At 46.7% G+C, this 26,308-nt stretch carries 27 protein-coding genes; 13 read left to right on the top strand and 14 right to left on the bottom strand.

Annotated elements, in window-relative coordinates; translation table 11 throughout:
- The first annotated feature begins 31 nt into the window (after nucleotides 1-31).
- The 3 genes from grpE to dnaJ all read left to right on the top strand — a co-directional run bounded on the left by grpE (nucleotide 32) and on the right by dnaJ (nucleotide 3,936).
- Nucleotides 32-601 carry a nucleotide exchange factor GrpE gene (grpE, locus tag LZT22_RS10260; protein WP_233925114.1) on the top strand — a complete coding sequence of 190 codons (570 nt, stop codon included), beginning with the start codon at nucleotides 32-34 and terminating at the stop codon, nucleotides 599-601.
- A gap of 160 nt (nucleotides 602-761) precedes the next feature.
- Nucleotides 762-2,714, top strand: coding sequence for a molecular chaperone DnaK (dnaK, locus tag LZT22_RS10255; RefSeq protein ID WP_233925112.1), 1,953 nt, complete (start codon nucleotides 762-764; stop codon nucleotides 2,712-2,714).
- An 82-nt stretch (nucleotides 2,715-2,796) separates the two neighbouring features.
- A complete protein-coding gene (gene dnaJ, locus LZT22_RS10250) occupies nucleotides 2,797-3,936 on the top strand; it encodes a molecular chaperone DnaJ (protein ID WP_233925111.1) in 1,140 nt (379 codons plus the stop codon).
- Here dnaJ and panB read toward each other — a convergent pair.
- On the bottom strand, nucleotides 3,929-4,741 hold the full coding sequence (panB, locus tag LZT22_RS10245; RefSeq protein ID WP_233925110.1) for a 3-methyl-2-oxobutanoate hydroxymethyltransferase: 813 nt from the start codon (nucleotides 4,739-4,741) through the stop codon (nucleotides 3,929-3,931). The two genes, dnaJ and panB, sit on opposite strands and share 8 nt — an antisense overlap.
- A 37-nt stretch (nucleotides 4,742-4,778) precedes the next feature.
- A complete protein-coding gene (gene folK / locus LZT22_RS10240) occupies nucleotides 4,779-5,324 on the bottom strand; it encodes a 2-amino-4-hydroxy-6-hydroxymethyldihydropteridine diphosphokinase (protein ID WP_233925109.1) in 546 nt (181 codons plus the stop codon).
- 159 nt (nucleotides 5,325-5,483) lie between these two features.
- Between folK and tcuA the strand changes: the two genes are divergently transcribed.
- A complete protein-coding gene (gene tcuA / locus LZT22_RS10235; protein WP_233925108.1) occupies nucleotides 5,484-6,875 on the top strand; it encodes an FAD-dependent tricarballylate dehydrogenase TcuA in 1,392 nt (463 codons plus the stop codon).
- 2 nt (nucleotides 6,876-6,877) lie between these two features.
- On the opposite strand, the gene pcnB is transcribed toward tcuA, so the two are convergent.
- From pcnB to LZT22_RS10215, 4 genes are read right to left on the bottom strand one after another with little or no spacing between them, the layout of a single operon-like run.
- Complete coding sequence (pcnB, locus tag LZT22_RS10230; RefSeq protein WP_233925107.1) at nucleotides 6,878-8,290, bottom strand: polynucleotide adenylyltransferase PcnB; 1,413 nt, start codon at nucleotides 8,288-8,290, stop codon at nucleotides 6,878-6,880.
- Nucleotides 8,287-8,967 (bottom strand): HAD family phosphatase, encoded by a 681-nt coding sequence (locus LZT22_RS10225; RefSeq protein ID WP_233925106.1) that lies wholly within the window; start codon nucleotides 8,965-8,967, stop codon nucleotides 8,287-8,289. The genes pcnB and LZT22_RS10225 overlap by 4 nt, the downstream gene beginning before the upstream one ends.
- Nucleotides 8,964-9,761, bottom strand: coding sequence for a DnaA regulatory inactivator Hda (hda, locus tag LZT22_RS10220; RefSeq protein WP_233925105.1), 798 nt, complete (start codon nucleotides 9,759-9,761; stop codon nucleotides 8,964-8,966). The genes LZT22_RS10225 and hda overlap by 4 nt, the downstream gene beginning before the upstream one ends.
- Before the next feature lie 5 nt (nucleotides 9,762-9,766).
- Nucleotides 9,767-10,765, bottom strand: a complete 999-nt coding sequence (locus LZT22_RS10215) for an AI-2E family transporter (protein ID WP_233925103.1) — start codon at nucleotides 10,763-10,765, stop codon at nucleotides 9,767-9,769.
- Between the two features lie 73 nt (nucleotides 10,766-10,838).
- On the opposite strand from LZT22_RS10215, the gene purM reads away from it, so the two are divergent.
- Nucleotides 10,839-11,891 (top strand): phosphoribosylformylglycinamidine cyclo-ligase, encoded by a 1,053-nt coding sequence (gene purM / locus LZT22_RS10210; protein WP_233925101.1) that lies wholly within the window; start codon nucleotides 10,839-10,841, stop codon nucleotides 11,889-11,891.
- Here purM and miaA read toward each other — a convergent pair.
- On the bottom strand, nucleotides 11,884-12,873 hold the full coding sequence (gene miaA / locus LZT22_RS10205; protein ID WP_233925099.1) for a tRNA (adenosine(37)-N6)-dimethylallyltransferase MiaA: 990 nt from the start codon (nucleotides 12,871-12,873) through the stop codon (nucleotides 11,884-11,886). The two genes, purM and miaA, sit on opposite strands and share 8 nt — an antisense overlap.
- Nucleotides 12,874-12,975: 102 nt before the next feature.
- Here miaA and LZT22_RS10200 point away from each other — a divergent pair, with 102 nt between their 5' ends.
- Nucleotides 12,976-13,626: a VTT domain-containing protein gene (locus LZT22_RS10200; RefSeq protein ID WP_233925098.1), complete on the top strand. Its 651-nt coding sequence runs from the start codon at nucleotides 12,976-12,978 to the stop codon at nucleotides 13,624-13,626.
- A 10-nt stretch (nucleotides 13,627-13,636) separates the two neighbouring features.
- Here LZT22_RS10200 and LZT22_RS10195 read toward each other — a convergent pair whose 3' ends face one another.
- Both LZT22_RS10195 and murJ read right to left on the bottom strand, forming a co-directional pair.
- Nucleotides 13,637-14,479, bottom strand: coding sequence for a SirB1 family protein (locus tag LZT22_RS10195; RefSeq protein ID WP_233925097.1), 843 nt, complete (start codon nucleotides 14,477-14,479; stop codon nucleotides 13,637-13,639).
- Between the two features lie 5 nt (nucleotides 14,480-14,484).
- The gene (gene murJ, locus LZT22_RS10190) at nucleotides 14,485-16,041 is read right to left on the bottom strand and encodes a murein biosynthesis integral membrane protein MurJ (RefSeq protein ID WP_233925096.1); all 1,557 of its coding nucleotides are present in this window, start codon (nucleotides 16,039-16,041) and stop codon (nucleotides 14,485-14,487) included.
- A 140-nt stretch (nucleotides 16,042-16,181) separates the two neighbouring features.
- Here murJ and rpsT point away from each other — a divergent pair, with 140 nt between their 5' ends.
- Nucleotides 16,182-16,445 (top strand): 30S ribosomal protein S20, encoded by a 264-nt coding sequence (rpsT, locus tag LZT22_RS10185; RefSeq protein WP_233925095.1) that lies wholly within the window; start codon nucleotides 16,182-16,184, stop codon nucleotides 16,443-16,445.
- A 68-nt stretch (nucleotides 16,446-16,513) separates the two neighbouring features.
- On the opposite strand, the gene LZT22_RS10180 is transcribed toward rpsT, so the two are convergent.
- A complete protein-coding gene (locus LZT22_RS10180) occupies nucleotides 16,514-16,816 on the bottom strand; it encodes a DUF3579 domain-containing protein (RefSeq protein WP_233925094.1) in 303 nt (100 codons plus the stop codon).
- A gap of 113 nt (nucleotides 16,817-16,929) precedes the next feature.
- Here LZT22_RS10180 and argF point away from each other — a divergent pair, with 113 nt between their 5' ends.
- From argF to LZT22_RS10165, 3 genes are read left to right on the top strand one after another with little or no spacing between them, the layout of a single operon-like run.
- Nucleotides 16,930-17,886, top strand: a complete 957-nt coding sequence (gene argF, locus LZT22_RS10175) for an ornithine carbamoyltransferase (RefSeq protein ID WP_233925151.1) — start codon at nucleotides 16,930-16,932, stop codon at nucleotides 17,884-17,886.
- 33 nt (nucleotides 17,887-17,919) lie between these two features.
- Nucleotides 17,920-19,158: an argininosuccinate synthase gene (locus tag LZT22_RS10170; RefSeq protein WP_233925093.1), complete on the top strand. Its 1,239-nt coding sequence runs from the start codon at nucleotides 17,920-17,922 to the stop codon at nucleotides 19,156-19,158.
- 2 nt (nucleotides 19,159-19,160) lie between these two features.
- Nucleotides 19,161-19,466 carry a pyrimidine/purine nucleoside phosphorylase gene (locus LZT22_RS10165; RefSeq protein WP_233925092.1) on the top strand — a complete coding sequence of 102 codons (306 nt, stop codon included), beginning with the start codon at nucleotides 19,161-19,163 and terminating at the stop codon, nucleotides 19,464-19,466.
- A gap of 38 nt (nucleotides 19,467-19,504) precedes the next feature.
- Here LZT22_RS10165 and LZT22_RS10160 read toward each other — a convergent pair whose 3' ends face one another.
- Nucleotides 19,505-19,999: a DUF192 domain-containing protein gene (locus LZT22_RS10160; RefSeq protein WP_370634773.1), complete on the bottom strand. Its 495-nt coding sequence runs from the start codon at nucleotides 19,997-19,999 to the stop codon at nucleotides 19,505-19,507.
- Between the two features lie 98 nt (nucleotides 20,000-20,097).
- Here LZT22_RS10160 and icd point away from each other — a divergent pair, with 98 nt between their 5' ends.
- Nucleotides 20,098-21,348, top strand: coding sequence for an NADP-dependent isocitrate dehydrogenase (gene icd / locus LZT22_RS10155; RefSeq protein ID WP_233925090.1), 1,251 nt, complete (start codon nucleotides 20,098-20,100; stop codon nucleotides 21,346-21,348).
- Nucleotides 21,349-21,415: 67 nt separating this feature from the next.
- Here the strand turns inward: icd and LZT22_RS10150 are convergent, their stop codons facing one another.
- Nucleotides 21,416-21,619 (bottom strand): cold-shock protein, encoded by a 204-nt coding sequence (locus LZT22_RS10150; RefSeq protein WP_108469641.1) that lies wholly within the window; start codon nucleotides 21,617-21,619, stop codon nucleotides 21,416-21,418.
- Nucleotides 21,620-21,900: 281 nt separating this feature from the next.
- Here LZT22_RS10150 and clpS point away from each other — a divergent pair, with 281 nt between their 5' ends.
- A complete protein-coding gene (gene clpS / locus LZT22_RS10145) occupies nucleotides 21,901-22,257 on the top strand; it encodes an ATP-dependent Clp protease adapter ClpS (RefSeq protein ID WP_370634761.1) in 357 nt (118 codons plus the stop codon).
- The gene (gene clpA, locus LZT22_RS10140; protein WP_233925088.1) at nucleotides 22,254-24,563 is read left to right on the top strand and encodes an ATP-dependent Clp protease ATP-binding subunit ClpA; all 2,310 of its coding nucleotides are present in this window, start codon (nucleotides 22,254-22,256) and stop codon (nucleotides 24,561-24,563) included. Before clpS ends, clpA begins: the two co-directional genes overlap by 4 nt.
- 9 nt (nucleotides 24,564-24,572) lie before the next feature.
- Here clpA and dut read toward each other — a convergent pair whose 3' ends face one another.
- Both dut and coaBC read right to left on the bottom strand, forming a co-directional pair.
- The gene (gene dut / locus LZT22_RS10135; protein WP_233925087.1) at nucleotides 24,573-25,022 is read right to left on the bottom strand and encodes a dUTP diphosphatase; all 450 of its coding nucleotides are present in this window, start codon (nucleotides 25,020-25,022) and stop codon (nucleotides 24,573-24,575) included.
- A 19-nt stretch (nucleotides 25,023-25,041) separates the two neighbouring features.
- Nucleotides 25,042-26,304, bottom strand: coding sequence for a bifunctional phosphopantothenoylcysteine decarboxylase/phosphopantothenate--cysteine ligase CoaBC (gene coaBC, locus LZT22_RS10130; RefSeq protein ID WP_233925086.1), 1,263 nt, complete (start codon nucleotides 26,302-26,304; stop codon nucleotides 25,042-25,044).
- Nucleotides 26,305-26,308: the final 4 nt, after the last annotated feature.

Raw genomic sequence — 26,308 nt, 5'->3', positions numbered from 1 at the left:
AAGCGATGATTATTGTGAGTGAAGATTATTTATGACCCAAGCCAAACCGGATACCCAAACCCCCGAGCCCTTGCCAGACGATATCAACCCTGTCCAACCTATTGATATACAAGATAGGGCGCCAGATGCCACTAGTGTCAGTGGCGTGCCTGCGGCAGAAGTGGCCGAGCTGAATCAAAAATTAAGCGAAATGCACGATAACTTTTTACGCGCTAAAGCGGAAGGGGAAAATATTCGTCGCCGAGCCGCCGAAGACATTGCTAAAGCCCATAAGTTTGCCATTGAAAATTTTGCTGAGCACCTGATTCCTGTGGCCGATAGCTTACATGCTGCATTAGCAACTGAGGCAGTTGATGCAAAGGGGTTTAAAGAAGGTCTTGATATCACCTTAAAGCAATTGGCCTCGGCCTTTGAGAAAGGTCGCATAGCAGAAATTAACCCAGCGACTGGCGACAAGTTTGACCCCCATTTGCATCAGGCCATTGCGATGGTGCCTGCAGATCAAGACCCAAATACGGTGGTTAGTGTCCTGCAAAGGGGATATTCTTTGGCAGACCGAATCCTGCGCCCAGCCCTAGTTACTGTGAGCGAAACCAAGTAGGGCAGGGGAGATCGGGCCCTAAAAAAGCCAAAAAAGACCTAAAAAAGCCTGTTTTAGGGCTTGAATTTAGCTTATTTGCCCCCATTTGATGAATAAGAGATGATTTACAAATTCATTTAAGCAGCAGTATTTACCTAGCAATTATTTATTTGGAGCAGATATGGGAAAGATTATTGGGATTGACTTGGGTACCACGAACTCGTGTGTTTCGGTGGTTGAAAATAATGCCCCCAAGGTAATTGAAAACGCTGAAGGTGGTCGGACGACCCCGTCAATTATTGCTTACGCCGAGGACGGTGAAGTATTGGTGGGTGCGCCCGCTAAAAGACAGTCGGTGACCAATCCTAAAAACACGATTTATGCAGTCAAGCGTTTAATGGGTCGAAAATTTACCGATGCCGAGGTACAAAAAGACATCACCTTGATGCCTTATGAAATTGTGCAAGCGGATAACGGTGATGCATGGGTTGAGGCGCGCAGCAAAAAAATGGCGCCACAACAAGTTTCAGCTGAAATTCTGCGCAAAATGAAAAAGACGGCTGAAGATTATTTGGGCGAGGAAGTCACTGAAGCAGTTATTACTGTGCCAGCGTATTTCAATGATAGTCAACGTCAAGCAACTAAAGATGCGGGCCGCATTGCTGGTTTGGATGTGAAGCGAATTATTAATGAGCCCACTGCTGCAGCACTGGCATTCGGACTCGACAAACAAGATAAAGTCGATCGCAAAATTGCGGTATATGACCTTGGTGGCGGTACTTTTGACGTTTCAATTATTGAAATTGCCAACGTTGACGGTGAAAAGCAATTTGAAGTTTTATCAACGAATGGCGATACCTTTCTTGGCGGCGAAGATTTTGACCAACGTATTATCGATTGGATCATTGCAGAATTTAAGAAAGAACAGGGCGTCGATTTAAGTAAAGACGTATTAGCTTTACAGCGCTTAAAAGATGCAGCTGAAAAAGCCAAGATTGAGCTTTCCTCGGCTCAACAAACTGAAATTAACTTACCATACGTGACCGCGGATGCGAGCGGTCCTAAGCATTTAAATTTGAAACTAACCCGCGCTAAGCTCGAGTCATTAGTTGAAGGTCTGATTGACCGTACTCAAGGCCCTTGCGAAATGGCAATTAAAGATGCTGGGGTTTCGATTGGTGATATCGATGACGTGATTTTGGTCGGTGGCCAAACCCGCATGCCTGCTGTGCAAGATAAAGTCAAAGCCATTTTTGGTAAAGAGCCACGCAAAGATGTGAACCCCGATGAGGCGGTTGCTGTTGGCGCAGCGATTCAGGGTTCGGTGCTATCAGGCGATCGTAAAGACGTACTCTTGCTTGATGTCACTCCGCTCTCTTTGGGAATTGAAACCCTTGGCGGCGTGATGACCAAGATGATTCTAAAAAATACGACTATTCCGACCAAGCATTCTCAGGTTTATTCCACTGCTGAAGATAATCAACCTGCGGTCACCATTAAGTGCTTTCAGGGTGAGCGTGAAATGGCCAGCGCCAATAAATTATTGGGTGAGTTTAATTTAGAAGGTATTCCTCCTGCGCAACGTGGCTTGCCACAAATTGAAGTGACTTTTGATATTGATGCCAATGGTATTTTGCATGTCACCGCAAAAGACAAGGCTTCAGGCAAAGAAAATAAAATTACCATTAAAGCGAACTCAGGTTTAACCGAAGATGAAATTCAACGCATGGTGAAAGATGCTGAAGCCAATGCGGTGGAAGATAAAAAAATGCTTGAGTTGGTCACTGCGCGTAATACCGCAGATGCTTTAGCGCATTCAACCAAGAAAACCTTAGAAGAACACGCCGCTACTTTAGATGCCGGTGAAAAAGAGGCGATTGAAACGGCTTTGAAGGCCTTAGAAGAGGCCATTAAGGGTAGCGATAAGGCTGATATTGAAGCCAAGTCGGAGGCTCTTGGTAAGGCAGCGCAAAAGCTGGGCGAGAAAGTACAAGCGGCTGAGCAAGCTAAGGCGGCTGGCGCTGCCGCAGGTACCGCAGGGGCAACGGGTAGTGGTGCAGCTGGAGGTCCTGGCGCTGCGCCCGACGCGGATGTGGTCGATGCTGAATTTAAAGAGGTTGATGAGAAGAAGTAATCCACCTCAACACGAAGAAGTAAACAACAAGTCGGCCCTGTGCCGACTTGTGCCGTTTTAATGAAGTTGAAAGGATGGGTCTGTGGCGACCAGTAAACGCGATTATTACGATGTGCTTGGGGTCTCGAGAAGTGCAAGTGAAGAGGATATTAAAAAAGCCTATCGCAAATTAGCGATGAAGCATCATCCCGATCGCAACCCCGATAATCAGGGTTCAGAGGCTAAGTTCAAAGAGGCCAAAGAGGCCTATGAAGTGTTAACCGATTCTCAAAAGCGGGGCGCTTATGACCAATATGGTCATGCTGGTATTGATCCTAGTATGGGAGGAATGGGCGGCTTTGGAGGTGGCGCGACCGGCGGTTTTGCAGATGCTTTTGGCGACATTTTTGGCGACATTTTTGGCCAGTCTGGCGGACGCAATACGGGTGGACCTCAAGTCTATAAAGGCTCCGACCTGCGTTACAACATGGAAGTGTCCTTAGAACAGGCAGCAGAAGGATATTCAACGCAAATTCGCGTTCCAAGTTGGAGCGATTGCAAGCATTGCAAAGGCAATGGCGCGGAGCCTGGTACAAAAGTAGAAGATTGCCCTACTTGTGATGGTCGCGGACAAGTTCGCGTATCGCAAGGCTTTTTTTCGATGCAACAAACTTGCCCAAAATGTCGCGGTACAGGGAAGTACACCCCTAAGCCATGCAAACAATGCCAAGGTAGCGGCAAAATTAAAGAACAAAAAACCCTTGAAATTAAAATTCCTGCGGGCATTGATGATGGCATGCGCGTTCGCTCGGTAGGCAATGGTGAGCCCGGCATTAATGGTGGTCCAGCGGGCGACTTATACGTCGAAGTGCGGGTCAAAGCGCATCCCGTTTTCGAGCGTGACGGCAGCGATTTACATGTCCAGATGCCAATTTCCTATGCGGCTGCTACGCTTGGCGGTGCAATTGAAGTGCCAACTTTATCTGGTCGAGTAGAGTTTCCAGTGCCTGAGGGCACGCAAACAGGCAAGACTTTCCGCTTACGCAATAAGGGTATGAAGGCCTTAAGATCGGCAGTACTTGGCGATCTTTATGTCCATGTAATTGTGGAAACGCCAGTCAAGTTATCTGAAGAGCAGAAAAAATTACTGCGTCAATTTGATGAAAATTTAAAGCAGGGCGGTGAAAAGCATAGCCCACATCAGAACGGTTGGGTCGATCGTGTCCGCAGTTTTTTTAGCTAAAGCCATGTTGCTGTGCGGGGAAGGTGCCCGCCTTTACTTCCCTGACAAACGCTTTTATGGCTCCCTCAATAGAAGACTCGCCAATTAGAAAGTTTTTGACAAACTTCGCGGGCTTGCCAGGACTCATACCAAGCATATCAGGCAAGACTAAAACTTGACCCGAACAATCGACCCCAGCACCAATGCCAATGGTTGGAATAGAAATTTCCGCAGTAATGCGTTTACCTAAAGAAGCAGGGATGGCTTCCAGTACCAGCATTTGAGCGCCAGCAGCGGCGCATGCTTTGGCTTCGGCCAACATCGCACTAGCAGCATCGGGAACTTTACCTTGTACTTTATAACCGCCAAGGATGTGGACCGATTGGGGTAATAAACCCAAATGAGCACAAATTGGCACCCCCCGATCGACTAAAAATTGGATAGTTTCGATTTGCCAACGACCCCCTTCAAGCTTCACCATATTGGCGCCGGCGCGCATTAGCTCAGCGGCAGAATCGAGGGCTTGGTGTGGCTCACCATAACTGGCAAAAGGCAGGTCGGCAATTAAATACGCTCGGGTATTCGCACGATTAACACAGGCGGTGTGATAAGCCATTTGTGCCACTGTCACGGGTGTAGTGCTACCGTGGCCTTGCACCACATTACCCAAAGAATCTCCAACTAATATCACATCGACCCCCGCACGATCGACTAAAGCAGCTGCAGTAGCATCGTAAGCGGTAAGCATGGTGATTTTCTCGCCTTGCGCATACATCGCAAGAAGGGTATTGATTGTTATGGGCATGATGCCATCAGCGTAACTCATAGGGATGAGTGTAATGAATTAATGCCCCGTTGGGAGCTTAGTTGAGTCTTTTGTAGGGAGGTTCGCTTGACTTAATCTGCATTTTTGCATCGCAGTTACAGTTTCGACAGGGAAGTTTATCAATGCGTTGGTGTGCTACTTGCGGTAAAAAAGCCTTGAGAATGCCGAATTCGGGTAAAAATAATTCAGGACAAATTTCTAGTAGAGGCAATAAAACAAATGATCGTTCAGTAATACGAGGGTGAGGTAGGGTGAGCTCAGTATCATTTTGCGCGCAACCATCAAAAATCAAAATATCTAAATCGAGGGTACGTGGCGCATTTTCGTAAGGCCGCTCGCGGCCAAATTGCTGCTCTATTGCTTGACAGACATACAGCAAGCCATAAGGTTCTAATTCGGTTTCAATTTCGACGACGGCATTGATATAGTCATTACCAAGAGCATCAACTGGGGCACTTTGGTAATAACAACTCTTACTCACTATATGTAATTCATTACGTAAAGCGAGACAAACGATGGCATCGGTAATAATTTGCCGAGTATCGCCAAGGTTGCCACCAAATCCAATAAAAGCCCGCGCCATTTATCTTTCCCATTCAAGATAGGCTTACTTTACTGAAAAAAGCTAAAGTTTGCAGGCTGCGTAAATAAGTTTGATTCTGTTAGCAAAACGCACGGGCAAATAAATTACGCCATAATGACTTCTCTTTTGTAAGGGCTAACCCTTTTATGAGATTAATTGATGGTTGATATATTGGTAATCGGCGGTGGCAATGCTGCCCTATGTGCCGCTCTTATGGCCCGGGAAGCGGGCGCTTCAGTCTGTCTATTAGAGTCAGCGCCCTTCGAATGGCGTGGTGGAAATTCCACCCATACGCGCAATATTCGCTGTATGCATGATGAGCCCCAAGACGTTTTATTAGAGACCTATCCAGCAGAGGAGTACTGGCAAGATCTCTTGAAGGTGACTGGCGGCATAACCGATGAAAAGCTCGCCAAAATAGCGATTCGAGAATCGAGCATTTGTCGCACATGGATGCGCAAATATGGCGTCCATTTTCAAGCACCACTATCAGGGACCTTACATTTATCTCGTACCAACGCTTTTTTTATGGGAGGAGGCAAAGCTTTAGTCAACGCATACTATCGCAGTGCTGAAAAATTAGGCGTGAAAATTTGTTATAACGCACCAGTAAAGTCAATTGAATTAGATGGTCATCAATTTAGCGCAGCCATACTTGAAAATGGTGAGCGGATTACAGCCAAAGCTTGTGTCTTAGCCGCTGGTGGTTTTGAGTCCAATATTGAATGGCAAAGAGAGGCTTGGGGCATTGATGAGCAGGGCAAAAGTCCAGCCGATAATTTTTTAATTCGTGGTACAACTTTTAATCAAGGTGCTTTATTAAAAAATATGATCGAAGCTGGCGCTGATTCGATTGGAGATCCTACGCAAGCGCATATGGCCGCCATTGATGCGCGTGCACCGTTATATAACGGGGGCATATGCACCCGCATCGACTGTGTCTCACTTGGTATTGTTGTAAATGAAAGGGGCCAACGTTTTTATGATGAAGGCGAAGATTTTTGGCCCAAGCGTTATGCGATTTGGGGGCGCTTGGTAGCACAACAGCCCAATCAAATTGCTTATTCCATCATTGATTCAAAATCGATTGGCCGCTTTATGCCACCAGTATTTGCGGGCACGATAGCCGATAACATGGGTGATATCGCCTTACAGCTTAAACTTGACCCATTGGTCTTAAAGCAAACCGTGGATGAATTTAATACCGCTTGCCAGCCCGGAACTTTTGACCATACCGCTTTGGATGATTGTCATACCGAGGGAATTACGCCAGCTAAAACCCATTGGGCCACCAAGATTAACGTGCCCCCTTTTTATGCCTACCCACTCAGGCCCGGCGTTACCTTTACTTATCTTAGTTTAAAAACCGATGCAACTACCGCGGTACACTTTAGTGGTAAGCCTAGTCATAATTTATTTGTGGCTGGTGAGATGATGGCAGGCAATGTTTTGGGTAAAGGGTATACCGCTGGAATAGGCATGGCAATTGGCACAGCCTTTGGGCGTATTGCTGGCAAAAATGCAGCCATGGCCGCTCTTAATCTGCGCTAAATTTAGTCTTTTAAGATTTCAGGGCTAGGCAATGAGATGTCTTTGGGTTTGCGCCGACGCCGCTTGCTGCCTAATTTAGTTACCTTGCCATTTTTTTGATCTTCTGCTTTGGCTAAGTTAATCAGTTCTTCGCGGGTATTCAAATCAGCCTCAATAAATTGCGTCCACCACAGCCCTAATGAATTGGGTAATTCACCCGTAGTACAGCGCATTAACATAAAGTCATAACCCGCTCGAAAGCGGGGCGATTCTATGAGGCGATGGGGGAAGCGACCTAAACGTTTTTCAAAGCGGGGCTGCATAGTCCAAATTTCGCGCATGTCTGCTTCAAAACGTCGCTGAATAGTCACACCATTATTTTGGCTGGTAATCGTGTCATCCATCGCGGCATGAAGGGCGGGCACATTAGCCATCCCTCCAGCAATATTGCGCCGCCAGTTTTGGGTTAAATCAGGCCATAACAAACTGGCAAAGAGAAAGCCAGCCGAGACTCCTTTACCTGCTTGAATACGTTCATCGGTATTTGACAGTGATAGCTTGATAAACTCGGTGCCAGCACCACTCGCAGAATCACCATCTAAGGCTTTGTCAAGCAATGGCAGCAAGCCGTGATGCAGACCAGCGGCACGCAGACCTTCAATCGCTGGCCAAGAGTGCCCCGACATCAGTAGCTTAAGAATTTCGTCAAAGAGCCTTGCTGTTGGCACGTCATGAATCAAATCAGCTAACTCAGCAATCGGCGCACGCGTAGCTGGATCGAGCGTAAAGCCAGTTTTAGCCGCAAACCGAATTGCCCTAAGCATGCGAATGGGATCTTCCCGATAGCGTTTGCTGGGTTCACCAATCATGCGCAGCGTACGTTTTTGCATATCAGCCATACCGCCGTGATAATCGAATACGGTTTCAGATGATGGGTCGTAGTACATCGCATTAATACTGAAGTCGCGGCGCTCTGCATCTTCTGCTTGTGAGCCCCACACATTGTCGCGTAAGATTCGTCCACTTTCAGCAAGATGTTCGCCCACTTGATCCAGCATGGCACGAAAGGTTGAAACCTCAATAATTTCAGGGCGCTCTTTACCAAAAAAAGTAACATGCACGATTTGAAAGCGCCGACCAATGAGACGTGATTTCCGAAATAATTTTTGTACTTGTTCGGGAGTCGCATTCGTTGCTACATCAAAATCCTTTGGACCAATTCCCAGCACTAAGTCTCGTACTGCACCACCCACAATAAAGGCGGAGTAGCCCGCTTGCTGCAGTACTTGGGTTACCTTCACCGCATTTTTTGACAATAAGTGGGGATCAATGCGATGGGTTTTTTTGTTAATCCGTTGAGCAAGTGTAGTTTTCGTACCCCCTACTTTAGGCTTGGGCTGGCGTTTAATCAGCCCTTTAATAAATTTTGTTATCAATTGAATAGCTCGAGAATAGGCCAGCCACGTTTTTGGGCTTCGGCCCGCAAGAGCATATCAGGATTAGTTGCAATGGGATTAGTGACTTTTTCAAGTAAGGGCAAATCATTCAATGAGTCGGAATAAAAATAGCTTCTGGGTATCTCTGCTAAAGACATATTTAAACTGTCCAACCATGCTTCAACTCGGTGTATTTTGCCATCACGAAAGCTGGGTACCCCTTTCACGGCACCAGTAAAATTTCCCTCTGGCGCATCACCTTCCGTTGCCGGTTCGGTCGCCACTAAATGGGTAATACCAAAACTTTCCACAATTGGGCGGGTAACAAAACTATTTGTTGCCGTCACCACGCAACATAAATCACCCGCATCGATATGACGCCTTACTAAATCTAGTGCTTGAGAGTGGACTTTTCCAGTAATGACCTCAGCCATAAAAATTTCATGCCAAGCCTTTAATTGTGGCCGAGAATGTTCTGCAAGAGGCTTTAAGGCAAAACTTAAAAATGCATCAATATCGAGCTTACCTTCTTTATAGTCGCTGTAAAACTGCTCATTTTTTTGCGCAAATGCCACTCCATCGACGACCCCAAGTCGGACTAAAAATTGCCCCCATTCATAGTCGCTATCGAAGTGCAATAGAGTATGGTCTAAATCGAATAATGCTAGTGTCGTCATCCAGCGCTACCAAGAGTCGGGTTGTTAGTTGTAGGAGGTTGAATTTGCAATAATTCGCGCACGAGTGGCAAAGTCACAGCGCGCTTCATTTCTAGTGAGTAGGCATCAAGCGCATCTAATAGGGCCATTAAGTTCGGCATATCGCGGTAAAAACGCTGCAGCAGCCACGGTATTACCTCTGGCGATAAATTTAAGCCGCGCTCAGCTGCCGCCTGTTGCAATGCCTGCATTTTTTCCTCATCGCTTAAAGGTTGCACTTGAAATACTAGGCCCCAAGCTAATCGAGTACGTAAATCTTCACGCAGTTGTAAGCCAGCAGGTGCGCTATTGCCGGCCATAAAAATATATAAGTTACGACTACCATGGACCAAATTTAAAATCCGAAAGAGTGCCGCTGATAAACGCTCATCAAGCTGATCGACATCATCAACCGTAATGATAATCGCCTGTTCTTGGCTGAGTAAATGCGGTAATTTTTCTTCTAAATTAACCCAAGAAACGGGTTCATTAGCTTGCAGAAAAAAGTGCCGCAGATTAAGTAGATCCGCCGCGTTATTTAAGGCGCTGAGTAAATGGGTACGGCCCGATCCCAATGCGCCCCACCAGTAAAGCCAGCGGTCATTAAGCGCATGCAGGGAAGTGTCAGCAGGATTAATCTCCCAACCCGAAACGAGTGATTGTAGATGAGCTAGCAGGGCGGCATTGCTGGCCGCTAAAAAATTGTTTAGCGTAGCTTGTTGGGGCTGACTCAGATCAAGCGCAAATTGTTTCGGTAGCGCTGCATTTGGCTTCATCACGATTATTTTTTAGAACCCTGATACCAACTCGATTGAAGATAGAGAGACCAAGTATATTGAATGAGGACCAAACTCACTGCGCTGGCTGGCAAGGCAAGCAGTACCCCAAAAAATCCAAATAACTTACCAAAGATCAGCAAAGCAAATAAGACCGCAACGGGGTGTAGACCAATGCGTTCACCGACCAGTCGCGGCGTTAAGAAAAAGCCCTCTAACATTTGGCCTATGCCAAACACCACTAAAACACCCACAACTTCGGTGCCAAAACCAAATTGCAAAAGGGCCGATAGCACGGCGAGAATAAAGCCAAGCCAGAATCCTAAGTAGGGAATGATCACCACCATTGCCGTGAATGCCCCTAACGCAATGGCACCGCGCACACCAACAATAGAAAGCCCTGAGCAGTAAAAAACTGCCATTACCAAAATAACTAAAATTTGACCGCGTAAATATTGTGATAACAGGCCATCAGTTTTAGCGCAAAGGTGTTGCGCGCTAGCCTGAAAGCGTAAAGGAATTAATTTTTTTAAATATTCAAAGAAGTGATGCCAATCAATTAGAAGATAAAACAATACAAAGAGCGTTAAGACTAAATCGATCAAGACACTAAGGATAGAGCCGCTAGAAGAAAGGATCGTGCCGAGGGTGGTATTGACAACATTTTTGGCGTTATCACTGACTAATGCACCAATTTTTTGGGTAGCAATTGCTTTAATCGCGCCCCAGTCAAAGGCAATATTGTGTTCGGCTAATTTTGGCGCTAACCACAATTGGGTTTTTTCGATCCACTCCGGTAGCTGGGTTTTAATTAATGGAATTTCTTGACTAATTAAGCTGATGAGCAAAATGACAATCCCAGCCAGTAGACTTAAACCAAAAATCATCGCCAAACACGCCGCTAGAGATTTGGGTAGCCGATGCCGCTCAAGCCATAATGAAATCGGGCGTAAAGCGTACGCCAAAATGAAGGCAGCTAAAAAAGGGGTAAAAATTTCGGCCATGGTGCATTGATCCTCTAGAATTCAATGATTCTAACGATCAAGTTCAGTTCACCCCTAAATTACCCCTCTTTTTATGACTAAATTCTCCCCCCCTCTAGCCGCAAGCCTTTCCTATCGTGATGCTGGGGTCGACATCGATGCCGGCGATGCACTGGTTGAGCGGATCAAGCCATTAGCCAAAAAAACTATGCGCGAAGGCGTTTTAGCAGGTATTGGGGGGTTTGGGGCCTTATTTGAAGTGCCAAAGCGTTATCGCGAACCTGTTTTAGTGGCGGGCACCGACGGAGTCGGCACCAAACTAAGGCTGGCCTTTGAATGGAATTGCCATGGCACCATTGGTCAAGATTTAGTCGCCATGAGCGTGAATGATATTTTGGTGCAGGGCGCTGAACCTCTATTTTTCCTCGATTATTTTGCTTGTGGCCAATTAACGATTGATACAGCAGCGCAGGTGATTGAGGGGATTGCTAAGGGGTGTGAGTTAGCGGGTTGCGCGCTGATTGGCGGAGAGACAGCCGAGATGCCCGGCATGTATCCGCCTGGAGAATATGATTTAGCGGGCTTTGCAGTGGGTGCAGTTGAAAAATCGAAAATTATTAATGGTTCACGCATTTGTGCCGGCGATATCGTTTTGGCAATTGCCTCTAGTGGTGCTCACAGTAACGGCTATTCCTTAGTGCGAAAAATTATTGAGCGTGCTGGAGCAAAACCGGATGATGATTTAGATGGTAGGCCATTAATTGAAGCGGTGATGGCGCCTACGGAAATTTACGTTAAACCCCTGTTAAAACTGATGTCTGCAATTGACATTAAAGGGCTGGCCCATATTACTGGCGGTGGCATTGTTGACAATGTGCCGCGCGTTTTGCCAGAAAACATGCAGGCGGTTTTACAGCGCGATACCTGGGAGTTACCAGCATTGTTTCGCTGGTTACAAACTCAGGGTAATGTTGCTGATGCAGAAATGGTGAGAGTATTTAACTGTGGGATTGGAATGGTATTAATTGTTGCGCCCGAGCTTGCTTCTACCGCAATTCAGTCCTTGGCGACGGAGGGCCTGAAGGTTTGGGTAGCCGGTGAAGTACGTGAGCGTCCCGCTGGCGAAGCTCAAACCCTAGTTATTTAATCTTGAGCTGCTCTAAGCAATAGTTAAGGGCTTGTTGTTGGCCGCTGGTCGTGAGTGAATCAAAACATTGCCGAGCTGAAATCGCGCGTAGCCAGGTTAACTGACGTTTAGCCAGTTGCCGTGAAGCGGCTAAGGCTTTCTCCCGCATGCCCTCTAAAGAGTCATGACCCGCTAAGTAATGCCAAACCTGTCGATAACCCACTGCGCGCATGGCAGGTAAGTCGGCATGAATTTCAGGGCGCTGTCTTAGCGCTGCCACTTCAGCAATCAAACCCTGTTGAAGCATTGCATCAAAGCGAGTGGCAAGATCCTCATGTAATTTTTTACGCTCACTAGGTTCAAGTGCAACAAGTTTTAGTCCGGCGGGAATAGTTGCACCAGTGCGGCCGTCTTGACTCGGATTTTCAGCTAACCAAGTTGACAGAGGACGCCCGCTCACTAAAAATACTTCCAAGGCCCGTTGAATACGTTGTGCATCATGGGGTTTAAGGCGCGCAGCAGTAAGGGGATCGATTTGATTTAGCTCGGCATGCAAGGCTGGCCACCCCAAGCGCGCAGCGCGCGTTTCTAGTTCTTGGCGGATTCGTGGGCTCGCTTCTGGCAGGACTGATAAGCCGTAAGCCCAAGCACGCCAATAGAGCATGGTTCCACCAACAACTAACGGGATATGGCCGCGTAACTGGATTTCGGCGCAGAGGCGTTTTGTATCAGCGGCAAAGCGCGCTGCCGAATAGGTTTCATAGGGCTCAAGAATATCAATTAAGTGATGTGGCACAAAAGCACGTTCAGCACTTGAAGGTTTTGCGCTGCCAATATCTAAGCCACGGTACACCAAGGCCGAATCCATACTGATTAATTCTATTTTTACGCCTCGCTGTGCGGCCTGCTGTGCCACAGTCATTGCCAAATGACTTTTACCGCTGCCGGTTGGGCCAACAATGCAGAGGACCTCCGAGAGGCGCTCGGGGGTTTTAATAATCATTTACTGACACAGTCGGTTTTAGGGGCATACGACAATTATAGGAAGCTTAGCTAGCTAAGCCTGTTAATATCCACCTCAATTTCAATTAAAGAGGTGAAGTTGATGGATACCTTAATTCAACTAGGCGATTTCTTTTTACACGTTGATCGCCATTTAGACTTAGTGATTCAAAATTATGGCAACTGGGCCTATGGCATTCTGTTTGCTATTGTATTTGCAGAAACAGGTTTAGTTATTGCCCCCTTTTTGCCTGGCGACTCCCTATTATTTATTGCTGGGGCCTATTGCGCCACTGGCCAATTTAATATGCTCACCTTATGCAGTGGTTTACTACTTGCTGCAGTCGTGGGTAATACTGTCAATTATTTTATTGGTCGCTGGATTGGGGAAAAAGTGTTTGCCAGTCAATCACGTTGGATTGATCAAGCTGCGTTACGTAAGACCCACGCATTTTATGAAAAGCATGGCGGTAAGACCATTATTTTGGCACGTTTTTTACCTATCGTCCGTACCTTTGCGCCATTTGTCGCTGGTGTTTCTGCAATGAATTTTGCCCGCTTCCAATTTTTTAATATTGTTGGTGCTGCAATCTGGGTGGTAGGTCTCGTAGTGGCAGGATATTTTTTCGGCAACATTCCAATCATTCGGGAAAACTTAAATGTGATTGTTTTAGTTGGGGTTGGAGCAGCTGCCTTGCCGGTAGCTTTCGCTGCATTAGTGAAGATGGTGCAAGCGCTGCGCCAGAAGCCATGAAGCTTAAAAATTAGTTTTGCCGACTCTGATTTTCTAAGGTGGCAATGTGTTCACGAATTTCTTCGGCATCGCCTGCCTCAGGCGAGGCCACCAGGTAGCGCTGCATATCTTCAAGTGCTGGACGCAAATATTCTAGCTGGGCAAGAATGAGCCCACGATCCCGAATCTCTTCGATCGAATCAGGTAGCAAAATAACTAAACGTTGTTGTACCCCCAACAATCTCTCCCAGCGCTCGTTTTCGGTGTAAATCAACTTTAGATTACGCAGAAAGCGCGACAGAATTTCACGGGGGCTAGAGGCGCGTAAAAAAATATTTAAAGGCAAACTAATTTCATCTTGATAGCCCTTGGCGTCTAAATAGGGATCCAACATCTCCTGCAATTCATTCTTTGATAACGAGGCGCCCGTTAGGGGATCCATAATAATTTCACCTTGCTGCAAGGAGATGCGCATCATGAAATGATTGGGAAAAGAAACTCCACGAATCTTGAGCCCAATTTGATGGCCTAATTCCATCATCAGCATTGCCAGAGAGATTGGTATTCCGCGCCGACTTTCAATAATATGATGGAGATAAGAATTTTCAGGCGCGTAAAAATCATTTGGATTGGGGCCGAACCCTAGCTCACTATAAAAAAAATGTTTTAGATGCTGTAGTTTTTGTACCGCCGAAGTTTCGGGGGTGATGCGCTGTTTGAGTCGCTTGCCAAGTTGATCAATTTGATCAAGAACAGTCTGTACATCTAAGTCAGGAAATGCATGCTGAGCAACGGCAACCGCAGCCTCGGTAAGAGGAAAATAGTCGTCTTCTGCTACCAGAGACGCAAAGTAGTCAAGTTGTCGTGTGGGCATACCTCCTATTTTGCATGACGTAAGAAATTTTGCCAGCGAATTCCACCAAGTCTAATGCCGATAAAGTAAATTACTGCCGCTAGGCTAAGCCAGCCAACCAGAAGACCAATCCGCAGCCAAGGCTGTGCTTGTAAGTCGATCCAGTTATGGGCTTGCGAACCATAATGCAATATCAGACCCAAGGGAATTAAGCCTACCCCGAGTCGTGCTAAATATTTCCACCAACCCGCTGAAGTTGGCAGTGCCCCCCGCCAGCAAAGGCCAATCCACAACATCGCCGCGTTTAGGCAAGCACCTAAGCCAACAGATAAAGCTAAGCCAGCATGCCCTAGCCAGGGAACAAAGACCAGGTTTGCCAGTTGGGTTGAAACTAAAACCACCAAGGCAATTTTGACTGGGGTGCGAATGTCTTGCCGAGAATAGAAGCCTGGGGCCAAAATTTTTACCAAAATTAGACCCACTAAGCCCACCCCATAGGCGGCTAAGGCGCGTTGGGTCATCATCACATCAAGCGCACTGAACCGCCCATAGTGATAGAGCACGGCAGCAATTGGCTCACCAAATAAAAATAGCGCTAATGCACAAGGCGCAGCCAACAGAAAAGTCAACTGCAAACCCCAAACCAACAGTTCCTCAGCATGTTTAAGGTCTTGATTAGCATTGGCTTTACTAAGGCTTGGCAATAAGACAGTACCGAGCGCTACGCCAAGCAGTGCGGTGGGAAACTCCATGAGGCGGTCTGCATAGGTTAACCATGAAACACTTCCCGTAGTTAAGCGCGAAGCGATATTCGTGTTGATTAAGAGGGAAATTTGCGCAACCGAGACCGCAAACACCGCCGGCCCCATTAAGCGCAACACCCGTCGGGAATCTGGGCTGATAAAGGCTTGGTGAATAGCGCTCGGCAGAATGCCAATGCGCGGCAATAGACCTAAACGCTTAAGGGCGGGAATTTGAATCAGCAGCTGCAGTAGGCCGCCGACTAAAACGCCAATACTCAGGGCATAGATGGGTTGCTCTAATTGCGGAGCGAGCCAAATAGCGCTGATGATTAAGGCCAAATTGAGTAAAACGGGGGTAAAGGCGGGGAGCGCAAAACGCTGATAGGTATTCAAAATACCAGCAGAAAGTGAAACCAGTGAAATGAAGCCGATATAAGGAAACATGATGCGGGTCATGACCACGCTGGCCTCGAAAGCAGGTCCGCCGGTCAAACCCGTAGCGATCAACAAAATAAGTAATGGTGCCGCCAGCACCCCAAGCCCAACAGTAAACAGCAACGACCAAAATAAAAGGGTGGCAACTGCGTTAATCAGCGCCTGCGACTTGGCTGGCTCACCTCGGGCAACAATTTCTCCCAAAATTGGCACAAAAGCTTGTGAAAAAGCGCCTTCGGCGAATAAACGACGGAGTAAGTTGGGTAATCTAAAGGCAACGTTATACGCATCAGTCCACTCTGAAGCCCCAAAACTTCGGGCAATCAGAGTTTCACGTAAAAGGCCAGTTATCCGAGATAACATCGTCAAAGCACTCACTTTGGCGGCAGCGGAAAGCAGATTCATGGGCTGATTTTCCCCTATTTATTGATCTACTGGGCTTTTTTGGCCCTTTCAGGTAAAATCTTGGTTTTTAGCGAACACCCAAGGCTTCTCGCAAGTGTTCGCATATTTTGACAAATCGGAATGAATAGGCAGGTTTAAAGATGGCCAATACCGCACAAGCGCGCAAACGCGCTCGGCAAGCAGTAAAACAAAATGAGCATAATTCGAGCTTGCGTTCGAAGTTACGCACATCCATTAAGGCTGTGCGTAAAGCAGTTGAGGCGGGCGATAAAGCGGCTGCTGCGAAAGTATTTGTTGCTACTCAAGTCACTATCGACAAAATTTCAGATAAAAAAATCGCCCATAAAAATACTGCCGCGCGACAAAAATCCCGTTTATCAGCTGCTATTAAGGCGATGGCTTAGTTCTTTTTTCGTAATTCAACTCAAGCCCGCTCCATTTTTGAGCGGGTTTTTGTTTTACAGCTTGGCTTTTAGGTTTTGGGTTCGAAGACACAGGCCTCCTCAATTGGAAGGCCATTGTCTTTAGCAAAATTAAGCAAAAAATCGAGCGCCATGGGGTCTAGATCATGTATGCGAGTATCGATGACAACGAATTTAACATTGGCAATGACAACAGGTCGAGCGAAGGGAGAATAAGTAAAGCGAGGATCACCAGCATCACCAAGGGGGCGAAAGCTTGCCATGACTCCGCAAAGGCGCTCAGCCCAGTCGCTGGGCCTAAAGGGTCTGCCATTTGCAGTGATGCCTTGGATAAACAGGGTTTTATGAATCACGTTTTAAGACAGTCAAGATAGAGCAATATAAGCTTAAGATTATTATTTTAGTGGGTGATATTTTGGACAAAATAGAAAATCAATCCGTTTCTGGGCATGCTAGTTTAGCTTCCTTGGCTAAACCGCAGGTACCTGGCCAAATCAAACATTACCTCCAGTTTGCTGATTTAACACGAGCCGAATACGATTATTTGCTATTGCGTACAGCTTGGTTAAAAGAGCGCTTTAAACGTTACGAAACTTGGCATCCCTTGCATGATCGAACCTTGGCCATGATTTTTGAAAAACATTCCACCCGCACGCGTTTGTCATTTGAGGCGGGAATACATCAATTGGGCGGTCATGCTGTCTATCTCAATACCCGTGACACCCAATTGGGCAGGGGCGAGCCAGTGGAAGATGCCGCGCAGGTTATCTCGCGGATGACAGACATTATTATGATTCGTACTTTTGGCCAAGACATCATCGAACGCTTTGCGGCAAACTCACGGGTGCCAGTCATTAATGGGTTAACTAACGAATTTCATCCCTGCCAAGTGTTAACGGATATTTTTACTTTTGTCGAAGCCCGTGGGCCGATTCAAGGAAAAACCGTAGCCTGGGTTGGAGATGCCAACAATATGGCTTACACCTGGATTCAAGCCGCTGAGTGCTTAGATTTTCAATTGCGCTTTTCAGCGCCCGAAGGATATCAACTCGATCGGGCACGTTTAAGTGGTGCTGCTTTAAATCACCTCATGATCTGTGCCGACCCGCGTGATGCAGTCAAGGGTGCAGACTTAGTAACGACCGATGTCTGGACAAGCATGGGATACGAAGATCAAAATACTATGCGGATGAAGGCATTTAAAGATTGGATGGTCACAGAAGAATTGATGGCGCTAGCTAATCCAAGTGCCTTATTTATGCATTGCTTACCAGCACATCGAGGCGAGGAAGTTAGTGCGGCAGTGATTGACGGACCCCAAAGCGTCGTTTGGGAAGAGGCCGAAAATCGATTACATGTACAAAAGGCTTTAATGGAATACTTATTGTGTGGGCAAATTTCTGCCACGGGCAGCCCTGTTTGATAATGTGTCAACCAATTTAAAACGAGTGGAAGCATGTCTGAAATCAAAAAAGCAGTCTTAGCTTATTCTGGCGGTCTTGATACCAGCGTGATCTTGAAGTGGCTACAAGATACCTATCATTGTGAAATCGTCACCTTTACTGCCGATCTGGGTCAGGGCGAAGAGCTTGAGCCGGCGCGCACCAAAGCCTTGCAATTTGGCATTAAGCCGGAAAATATTTTTATTGACGACTTACGCGAAGAATTTGTACGGGATTTTGTTTTCCCCATGTTTCGCGCTAATACGATTTACGAGGGCGAGTATTTGTTGGGCACCTCTATTGCTAGACCCCTCATTGCCAAACGCCAAATTGACATTGCCCGCCAAGTCAAAGCAGACGCAGTTTCCCATGGCGCCACCGGCAAGGGTAATGATCAGGTTCGTTTTGAGTTAGGTTATTACGCTCTTGAGCCCGGCATTAAGGTCATTGCACCCTGGCGTGAGTGGGATTTATTGTCGCGCGAAAAATTAATGGCTTACGCCGAGCAGCATGGCATACCAATTGAAATGAAACACCAGCAAGGTGGTTCACCATACTCGATGGATGCGAATCTATTGCATATTAGTTACGAAGGTCGGCACTTAGAAAATCCCAATGCGGAAGCTGAAGAATCGATGTGGCGCTGGACAGTTGCACCTGAAAAAGCACCGGATACCGCCGCCGTCATTGAAATTGAATTTCGTGCGGGCGACCCCATTGCCATTGACGGTAAGGCTTATCAACCCCACGAACTCTTAGCGGAATTAAATCGTCTTGGGGGTATGCATGGCATTGGCCGACTCGATTTAGTGGAAAACCGCTTCGTCGGCATGAAGAGTCGCGGCTGCTACGAAACCCCTGGCGGTACGATTTTGCTTAAAGCCCATCGGGGCATTGAAAGTATTACGCTGGATCGCGAAGTGGCGCACTTAAAAGATGACTTGATGCCGCGTTATGCCAGCCTTATTTATAACGGCTACTGGTGGTCGCCTGAGCGCCTTGCTTTACAAACTTTAATTGATCATACCCAGCGTAATGTCAATGGGGTGGTGCGCTTGAAATTATACAAAGGCTCGGTAAGCGTTATTTCACGTGATTCGGCTAATACTTTATTTGATCAAACGATTGCTACTTTTGATGACGATGGCGGTGCCTATAATCAAGCCGATGCTGGCGGGTTTATTAAACTCAACGCGTTGCGGATGCGTATTGCAGAAATCGCAAAGCGCAAATTAAAGAAAACGAAAGGCTAGCGATGCAATTTGAGCAGGTTGCGGTTGGTAAAAAAGCCAATATTTATTATGACGGCAAGTGCGTCTCGCATACCGTTACCCTAGCTGATGGAACCCGCAAATCGGTAGGGGTGATTTTGCCAAGCACCCTAAAGTTTGAGCTCAGCACTAAAGAAATCATGGAAGTCGTGGATGGATGCGCTTATGTCAGCATTGATGGCGCCCCCGAAAGGGCATTTGCTGCTGGTGAAAGTTGGACGGTTGAGGCGGGTAGTTATTTTATAGTGCGCACCACCGCTCCAGTGCACTATGTTTGCCACTTTGGCTAAAGTCGCCCTAGCCTTCGTTAAGGCGTGGGTTGCTGGTGTCAGTTTTTAGGTAGTCCCTGAATCAGCGTACCAGGACCTAAGGCGCGCTCTGCAAACCATTTTTGATTCATCTCTAAAGCAAAGCGAATAGGTGCTTTGGGACAATGATTGTTAGTGGTATCAGCCTGCATTTCCTCGATGTTCACAATCTTGCTATCGTCGCCAATAAAAGCAATAGAGAGCGGAATTTTGGTATTGCTCATCCAAAAACAATGCCCCGCCTTTTGTTCAAAAATAAAGAGCATGCCCGCATTTTGAGCCATGACAGTGCGATACATCAGACCAGTTTGCCGTGCTTGGGGGGTCGCAGCCACTTCGACCTGAAGGCGATATATACCGGTTTTAAGCTCAATCACTGGTAGACCGGGGTTAGGGCTACTATTTTGTGCTAAACCAGCTGTCGTGAGGCCAAAGAAGCCCAGAAATAAGCTCAACGCTAAGGTCACTAGCCCAAAATGGGGTATGTGAGTCAAGCGGGTCTGTTTAAGTAGCATATTTTTCATAGTTTGAAAGCCCAATTTTATGGGTTAGTTCGCTAGCTCATGCGAAAATAGTAGAAGTTATAACTCAATATCCCTCTGGAGAAGTGTGAATGTATAAGCATATTAAAGTGCCTGCTGGCGAAAAAATCACTGTTAATCAAGATTTCTCAATTAACGTACCCGATCATCCAATTATTCCAGTAATTGAAGGCGATGGGATTGGCGCTGATATTACGCCTGTAATGATCAAGGTAGTGGATGCAGCAGTTGCCAAAGCTTACGGTGGTAAACGCAAAATTGCTTGGATGGAAGTTTATGCGGGCTCTAAGGCAACTCAGGTGTATGGCCCCGATGTATGGATGCCAGAAGAAACCCTAGAAGCCGTTAAAGAATACGTGGTTTCAATTAAAGGCCCTTTGCACACGCCAGTGGGCGGCGGCATTCGCTCTTTAAACGTGGCCTTGCGTCAAGCCTTAGATTTGTATTTATGTTTGCGTCCAGTGCGTTATTTCAAGGGAGTTCCCTCACCACTTCGTGAACCTGAAAAAACCGATATGGTTATTTTTCGCGAAAATTCAGAAGATATTTATGCTGGCATTGAATGGGAAGCTGGCTCACCAGAAGCCAAAAAAATGGTTGATTTTCTGATTAAAGAAATGGGCGTTAAGAAAATTCGCTTTCCCAATACCTCGAGCATTGGCATTAAGCCAGTGTCGAAAGAGGGTACCGAGCGTTTGGTGCGTAAAGCGATTCAGTATGCAATTGATAATGACAAATCTTCAGTGACTATCGTGCACAAAGGCAACATCATGAAATTTACCGAAGGTGGTTTTCGTGACTGGAGTTATGGCTTAGCGCAAAATGAATTTGGCGCGCAACTGATTGATGGCGGACCTTGGTGCAAAATGAAGAATCCCAAGACTGGCAAAGACATCATCATTAAGGACGTGATCGCGGATGCGTTCTTGCAGCAAATTTTGCTACGCCCTAATGAATACAGCGTGATTGCCACGTTAAATTTGAATGGCGATTATGTATCCGATGCCTTAGCAGCTCAAGTAGGCGGCATTGGAATTGCGCCTGGCGCCAATATGTCCGATAGCATTGCCATGTTTGAGGCAACCCATGGCACCGCACCAAAATACGCCGGTAAAGATTATGTCAACCCGGGTTCAGAAATTCTCTCCGCTGAAATGATGTTGCGTCATATGGGCTGGACCGAAGCTGCCGATCTAATTATTTCGTCAATGGAAAAAGCCATTCTTTCGAAAAAAGTGACTTATGACTTTGCGCGTGTATTAGAGGGCGCTACGCAGGTATCGTGTTCTGGGTTTGGCGACGCAATGATTGCAAATATGTAAAGCTGAAAAAAGGTCAAAAAAAACCCAGGGCACGCCCTGGGTTTTTAATTTCATTAGGAAGTTTTTATCAAGCGCCTTGAATATTCGTCGCTTGCTTGCCTTTAGGTCCTTGGGTAATGTCAAACGTTACCTTTTGGCCTTCTTTGAGGGTTTTGAAACCGCCCATAGTAATCGCACTGAAATGCGCGAACAGCTCTTCTTCACCATCATCGGGTTTAATAAACCCGAAACCTTTTGCATCATTAAACCACTTAACAACTCCGGTCGCCATGCGAACTCCATTACTTAAACTTGAAACACCCGTGAAAATGGGGGGAATACTTTTTAATCAGTTTCGCTCCAAAACACGCCTAATAGAACCTCAATAAGAAGCACTACCCCCGATTGTTTGCCCTTTTTGGTGGCGTGTCAAGGAGTTAAATCGACTTGGGAGTAGGTGATTACCCCCTTTAATCTGGCAAAAATGCCCCAATATGGGGTAATAAGGTCCTTAGTGAGGGTTTTTTGCAACAAATTCAGCAGTAAATTACAGACTGAGCCTGAGTGTTTAGAATGAATCATATGAGCCGATTAATTAAAACTCCCCAACCCCTCAACCCACTCCTACCAGGTAGTGGTGATACCGCACTTTTGGAGAAGCAGGCCGAGAAAGTCAAGGTTCCGGCTTTGTATAAAGTTTTACTTTTAAACGACGATTACACCCCCATGGAATTTGTGGTGATGGTCATTCAAGAGTATTTTAATAAGGATCATGAAACCGCCACACGCATCATGTTACAAGTTCATTTAGTTGGTAAAGGCGTTTGCGGAATATTTACGCGCGATGTTGCAGCCACTAAAGTTCATCAAGTTACCGAGAGCTCCCGCGAAGCGGGGCACCCTTTGCAGTGCACTATGGAGGAAGCATGATTGCCCAGGAATTAGAAGTGAGTTTACATATGGCTTTTGTTGATGCACGCGCTGCTCGACATGAGTTCATTACCGTTGAACATCTTCTTTCGGCCTTACTCGATAATGCCACCGCCGTGGAGGTATTGAAGGCTTGTTCGGTGAATATTGCCGAGTTACGTGCCCAGTTAAAAAATTTCATTAATGACAATACGCCAGTGGTTCCAGGAACTGAAGAAGTCGACACCCAACCTACCTTAGGTTTTCAGCGGGTGATTCAGCGCGCCATCATGCACGTTCAATCTACTTCAAATGGCAAAAAAGAAGTGACTGGTGCGAATGTGTTGGTCGCTATTTTTGGTGAAAAAGATTCACACGGCGTTTATTTCTTGCAACAGCAAGGCGTTACCCGTTTAGACGTGGTGAACTTTATTAGTCATGGTATTCGTAAGGATCAAGCCGAGCCCGTTAAAGCCGCAGATCCAACTCAAGACAACGAAGAAGCAGCAGCAAGTGGCAAAGAAAGCCCCTTAGATCAATTTACCCAAAATTTAAATGCCTTAGCGCGTCAAGGCAAGATCGATCCTTTAATCGGGCGTGATGGCGAGGTAGAGCGGGTCATCCAAGTACTGTGTCGGCGCCGTAAAAATAATCCTTTATTGGTAGGTGAGGCTGGCGTAGGTAAAACAGCAATTGCTGAGGGCTTAGCCTGGAGAATTACCCGTAATGAAGTGCCTGATATTTTGGCAAATTCGACCGTTTATTCTTTAGACATGGGAGCCTTGCTAGCCGGTACTAAATACCGTGGTGACTTTGAGCAAAGATTAAAAGGCGTCTTAAAGGCGCTAAAAGATAACCCGCACGGCATCCTCTTTATTGATGAGATCCATACATTAATTGGCGCAGGTGCGGCTTCGGGAGGCACGCTTGACGCTAGTAATTTACTCAAGCCAGCGCTGTCGAATGGTCAATTAAAGTGTATTGGCGCTACAACCTTTACTGAGTACCGTGGCATTTTTGAAAAGGATGCGGCGCTCTCACGACGTTTTCAAAAAGTGGATGTCGTAGAGCCATCGGTAGACCAAACAGTACAAATTTTGCGTGGCCTAAAATCGCGTTTTGAAGAGCACCATGGAGTTAAATATGCTTCAGCTGCATTGGTAGCGGCCGCTGAGCTTTCATCGCGTTATATTAATGATCGGCATTTACCTGACAAGGCGATTGATGTGATCGATGAGGCGGGCGCAGCCCAGCGCATTTTGCCTAAATCTAAACAGAAAAAAACCATCGGTCGTCCTGAGATTGAAGAAATCGTCGCGAAGATCGCTCGCATACCTGCCCAGTCGGTAACTGTGGATGACCGAAGTAAATTACAAACGCTTGATCGCGATATCAAGAGTGTCGTTTTTGGGCAAGACCCTGCGATCGAAGCCTTGGCCAGTGCCATCAAAATGACGCGCGCTGGTCTCGGTAAAGTCGACCGGCCGATTGGTTCATTCTTATTTTCTGGGCCTACAGGCGTTGGTAAAACAGAAGTGGCGAAGCAGTTGGCTTACATTATGGGCATTGAGCTTTTACGCTTTGATATGTCGGAGTATATGGAGCGTCATGCAGTAAGTCGCCTAATTGGCGCCCCTCCGGGTTATGTTGGTTTTGATCAAGGTGGTCTGTTAACTGAGGCTGTGAGCAAGAAACCCCATTGTGTTTTATTGCTGGATGAAGTTGAAAAGGCGCATCCCGATATTTTCAATATTCTTTTGCAGGTCATGGATCACGGCACCTTAACTGATAACAATGGGCGCAAGGCTGATTTTCGTAATGTCATCATCATCATGACGACGAATGCAGGCGCTGAAGCGATGCAGAAATCGACTATTGGCTTTACTAATGCACGTGAGTCGGGCGATGAAATGGCTGACATTAAGAAATTCTTTACCCCTGAGTTTCGTAATCGTTTAGATGCCATTGTTTCGTTTAAAGCCTTAGACGAAACCATCATCATGCGGGTGGTTGATAAATTCTTAATGCAGCTTGAGGAGCAATTGCATGAGAAGAAAGTCGATGCTACCTTTAGCGATGCTTTACGGGCTCATTTAGCAAAGCATGGTTTTGATCCTTTGATGGGTGCGCGGCCAATGCAACGCATTATTCAAGATACGGTACGCAAAGCTTTAGCTGATGAATTATTGTTTGGGCGCTTAGCGCAAGGCGGTCAAGTAGCAGTTGATATTGACGCTGATGGCAAGGTGCAGTTAACGATTGCAGCTACCAACCCTGGTGCTAGTAAGGCTGGCAAATCAAATGCGGAACCGGTTGCAGAAACCTAAAAGCAAATTTTAGCTTCGCCCTGTACTGCCAAAGCCACCGGCACCGCGGCTGCTTTCAGTGAACTCGTCAACGATATGAATGGTTACCTGCAACACAGGGACGATTACCAGTTGTGCTAATCGCTCCATTGGCTCAAGCTTGAAGGGAGTTTGACTGCGATTCCAAGTGCTAACCATTAATTGGCCTTGGTAGTCAGAATCAATTAAGCCAACTAAATTACCCAACACGATGCCGTGTTTATGACCAAGCCCAGAGCGCGGCAAAATTAGTGCAGCATAGCGCGGGTCTTCAATATATATGGCCAGCCCCGTGGGAATCAGCACAGTTTGTCCGCAAGCAATTTCGAGCGGCTCATCGATACAGGCACGTAAGTCAAGACCAGCACTACCGGGGGTGCCATAACTCGGCATTTGATCCCGCATGCGGACATCCAGAATTTTGACTTGTAAGGATTGCATAGTGAGATCCCTGTGACGATTATGCTAATTTTTTAGCGACAGCCTGAATCAGCAAACGTGCCAATACTAATTTAGGTGCACGCGGTAAGCGTTGCATACCCCGCTCATCAATCATCAGGAGTTGATTTAAATCACTGCCAAACGTATCGGGTCCAATATTACCAACCATCAGAGGAATACCTTTGCGTTGGCGTTTTTCACTAGCATGTTGTTCTAGTTTGGTGGTTTCCGCAGCGAAGCCAACACAATAGGGGCGAGGGGTTTTTTTGGTACCTGTTTTATTAGCGTTAGCGAACTGAGCAACAGTTTGCAAAATATCGGGATTCGCCGCAAAGTGAATCTGCGGCATAGATGAAGGTTGACCGCTATCAAGGTCGCGGGAGTTTGCTTTACTATTGCGCTTAATTTTTTCTTTAGCAGGATTGGGTATAGTCCAGTCGGCGACAGCTGCTACCGAAAAGAACAAATCACAATCGAGAGATTGCATGACAGCAGCATGCATTTCTTGACCAGAAGTAACATTGGTTCGGTAAATTTGTCCACCACTCTCAAGTGGGGTGGTGAGAGCGCAGGGCCCAGCAATAAGATGCACTTGCGCCCCAGCTTCAAGGGCCGCTTGGGCGATAGCGAAACCCATTTTCCCCGAGCTACGGTTGGTCATACCGCGTACTGGGTCGATGGCCTCAAAGGTCGGGCCAGCTGTAACTAAAACCCGTTTGCCTTGCAATAATTTGGGTTGAAAAAAGGCGCAGACATGCTCAACTATTTCTGCGGGCTCAAGCATGCGACCTACACCTGTTTCTCCGCAGGCTTGAATACCACTGGCTGGCCCAAGCAAACCAATGCCATCTTTTAATAAGCGCTGCACACTTCTTTGGGTCGCCTGATGTTCCCACATTTGTAAATTCATTGCAGGTACCAACAATAATGGGCAGGTGCGGGCTAAGCATAAGGTCGTAACCAAATCATCGGCGAGTCCCAGAGACAACTTAGCCATCAAATCGGCAGTGGCAGGCGCAATAAGAATGGCATCAGCTGAGCGGGAGAGCTCGATATGGGCCATATTGTTATCGATACGGGCATCCCATTGACTGGTAAAAACCGGTAAGCCCGTGAGAGCCTGCATCGTGACCGGAGTAATAAACTGGTGAGCTGCTGCGCTCATCACCACTTGCACAGTAGCGCCTTCTTGCATTAACAAGCGCGCTAATTCCGCCGACTTATAAGCAGCAATACCCCCCGAAATACCAAGGATGATTTTTTTATTAGTAAGTGATGGCATAAGA

This window comes from Polynucleobacter sp. IMCC 29146, assembly GCF_021395195.1.
Taxonomy (GTDB): Bacteria; Pseudomonadota; Gammaproteobacteria; order Burkholderiales; family Burkholderiaceae; genus Polynucleobacter.
The sequence above is the reverse complement of the archived record's forward strand: the minus strand, read 5'-3'. Positions and strand labels throughout refer to the sequence as shown.

Excerpts from the sequence above, each read along its gene's own strand:
- dnaK (WP_233925112.1), top strand. The coding sequence starts at position 762 with ATGGGAAAGATTATTGGGATTGACTTGGGTACCACGAACTCGTGTGTT.
- grpE (WP_233925114.1), top strand. The coding sequence starts at position 32 with ATGACCCAAGCCAAACCGGATACCCAAACCCCCGAGCCCTTGCCAGAC.
- icd (WP_233925090.1), top strand. The coding sequence starts at position 20,098 with ATGTATAAGCATATTAAAGTGCCTGCTGGCGAAAAAATCACTGTTAAT.
- tcuA (WP_233925108.1), top strand. The coding sequence starts at position 5,484 with ATGGTTGATATATTGGTAATCGGCGGTGGCAATGCTGCCCTATGTGCC.
- folK (WP_233925109.1), bottom strand. The coding sequence starts at position 5,324 with ATGGCGCGGGCTTTTATTGGATTTGGTGGCAACCTTGGCGATACTCGG.
- LZT22_RS10225 (WP_233925106.1), bottom strand. The coding sequence starts at position 8,967 with ATGACGACACTAGCATTATTCGATTTAGACCATACTCTATTGCACTTC.
- LZT22_RS10200 (WP_233925098.1), top strand. The coding sequence starts at position 12,976 with ATGGATACCTTAATTCAACTAGGCGATTTCTTTTTACACGTTGATCGC.
- LZT22_RS10195 (WP_233925097.1), bottom strand. The coding sequence starts at position 14,479 with ATGCCCACACGACAACTTGACTACTTTGCGTCTCTGGTAGCAGAAGAC.
- LZT22_RS10215 (WP_233925103.1), bottom strand. The coding sequence starts at position 10,765 with ATGGCCGAAATTTTTACCCCTTTTTTAGCTGCCTTCATTTTGGCGTAC.
- miaA (WP_233925099.1), bottom strand. The coding sequence starts at position 12,873 with ATGATTATTAAAACCCCCGAGCGCCTCTCGGAGGTCCTCTGCATTGTT.
- panB (WP_233925110.1), bottom strand. The coding sequence starts at position 4,741 with ATGAGTTACGCTGATGGCATCATGCCCATAACAATCAATACCCTTCTT.
- LZT22_RS10170 (WP_233925093.1), top strand. The coding sequence starts at position 17,920 with ATGTCTGAAATCAAAAAAGCAGTCTTAGCTTATTCTGGCGGTCTTGAT.
- LZT22_RS10165 (WP_233925092.1), top strand. The coding sequence starts at position 19,161 with ATGCAATTTGAGCAGGTTGCGGTTGGTAAAAAAGCCAATATTTATTAT.
- murJ (WP_233925096.1), bottom strand. The coding sequence starts at position 16,041 with ATGAATCTGCTTTCCGCTGCCGCCAAAGTGAGTGCTTTGACGATGTTA.
- LZT22_RS10150 (WP_108469641.1), bottom strand. The coding sequence starts at position 21,619 with ATGGCGACCGGAGTTGTTAAGTGGTTTAATGATGCAAAAGGTTTCGGG.
- rpsT (WP_233925095.1), top strand. The coding sequence starts at position 16,182 with ATGGCCAATACCGCACAAGCGCGCAAACGCGCTCGGCAAGCAGTAAAA.
- purM (WP_233925101.1), top strand. The coding sequence starts at position 10,839 with ATGACTAAATTCTCCCCCCCTCTAGCCGCAAGCCTTTCCTATCGTGAT.
- hda (WP_233925105.1), bottom strand. The coding sequence starts at position 9,761 with ATGAAGCCAAATGCAGCGCTACCGAAACAATTTGCGCTTGATCTGAGT.
- LZT22_RS10160 (WP_370634773.1), bottom strand. The coding sequence starts at position 19,999 with ATGCTACTTAAACAGACCCGCTTGACTCACATACCCCATTTTGGGCTA.
- dut (WP_233925087.1), bottom strand. The coding sequence starts at position 25,022 with ATGCAATCCTTACAAGTCAAAATTCTGGATGTCCGCATGCGGGATCAA.
- clpS (WP_370634761.1), top strand. The coding sequence starts at position 21,901 with ATGAATCATATGAGCCGATTAATTAAAACTCCCCAACCCCTCAACCCA.
- coaBC (WP_233925086.1), bottom strand. The coding sequence starts at position 26,304 with ATGCCATCACTTACTAATAAAAAAATCATCCTTGGTATTTCGGGGGGT.
- clpA (WP_233925088.1), top strand. The coding sequence starts at position 22,254 with ATGATTGCCCAGGAATTAGAAGTGAGTTTACATATGGCTTTTGTTGAT.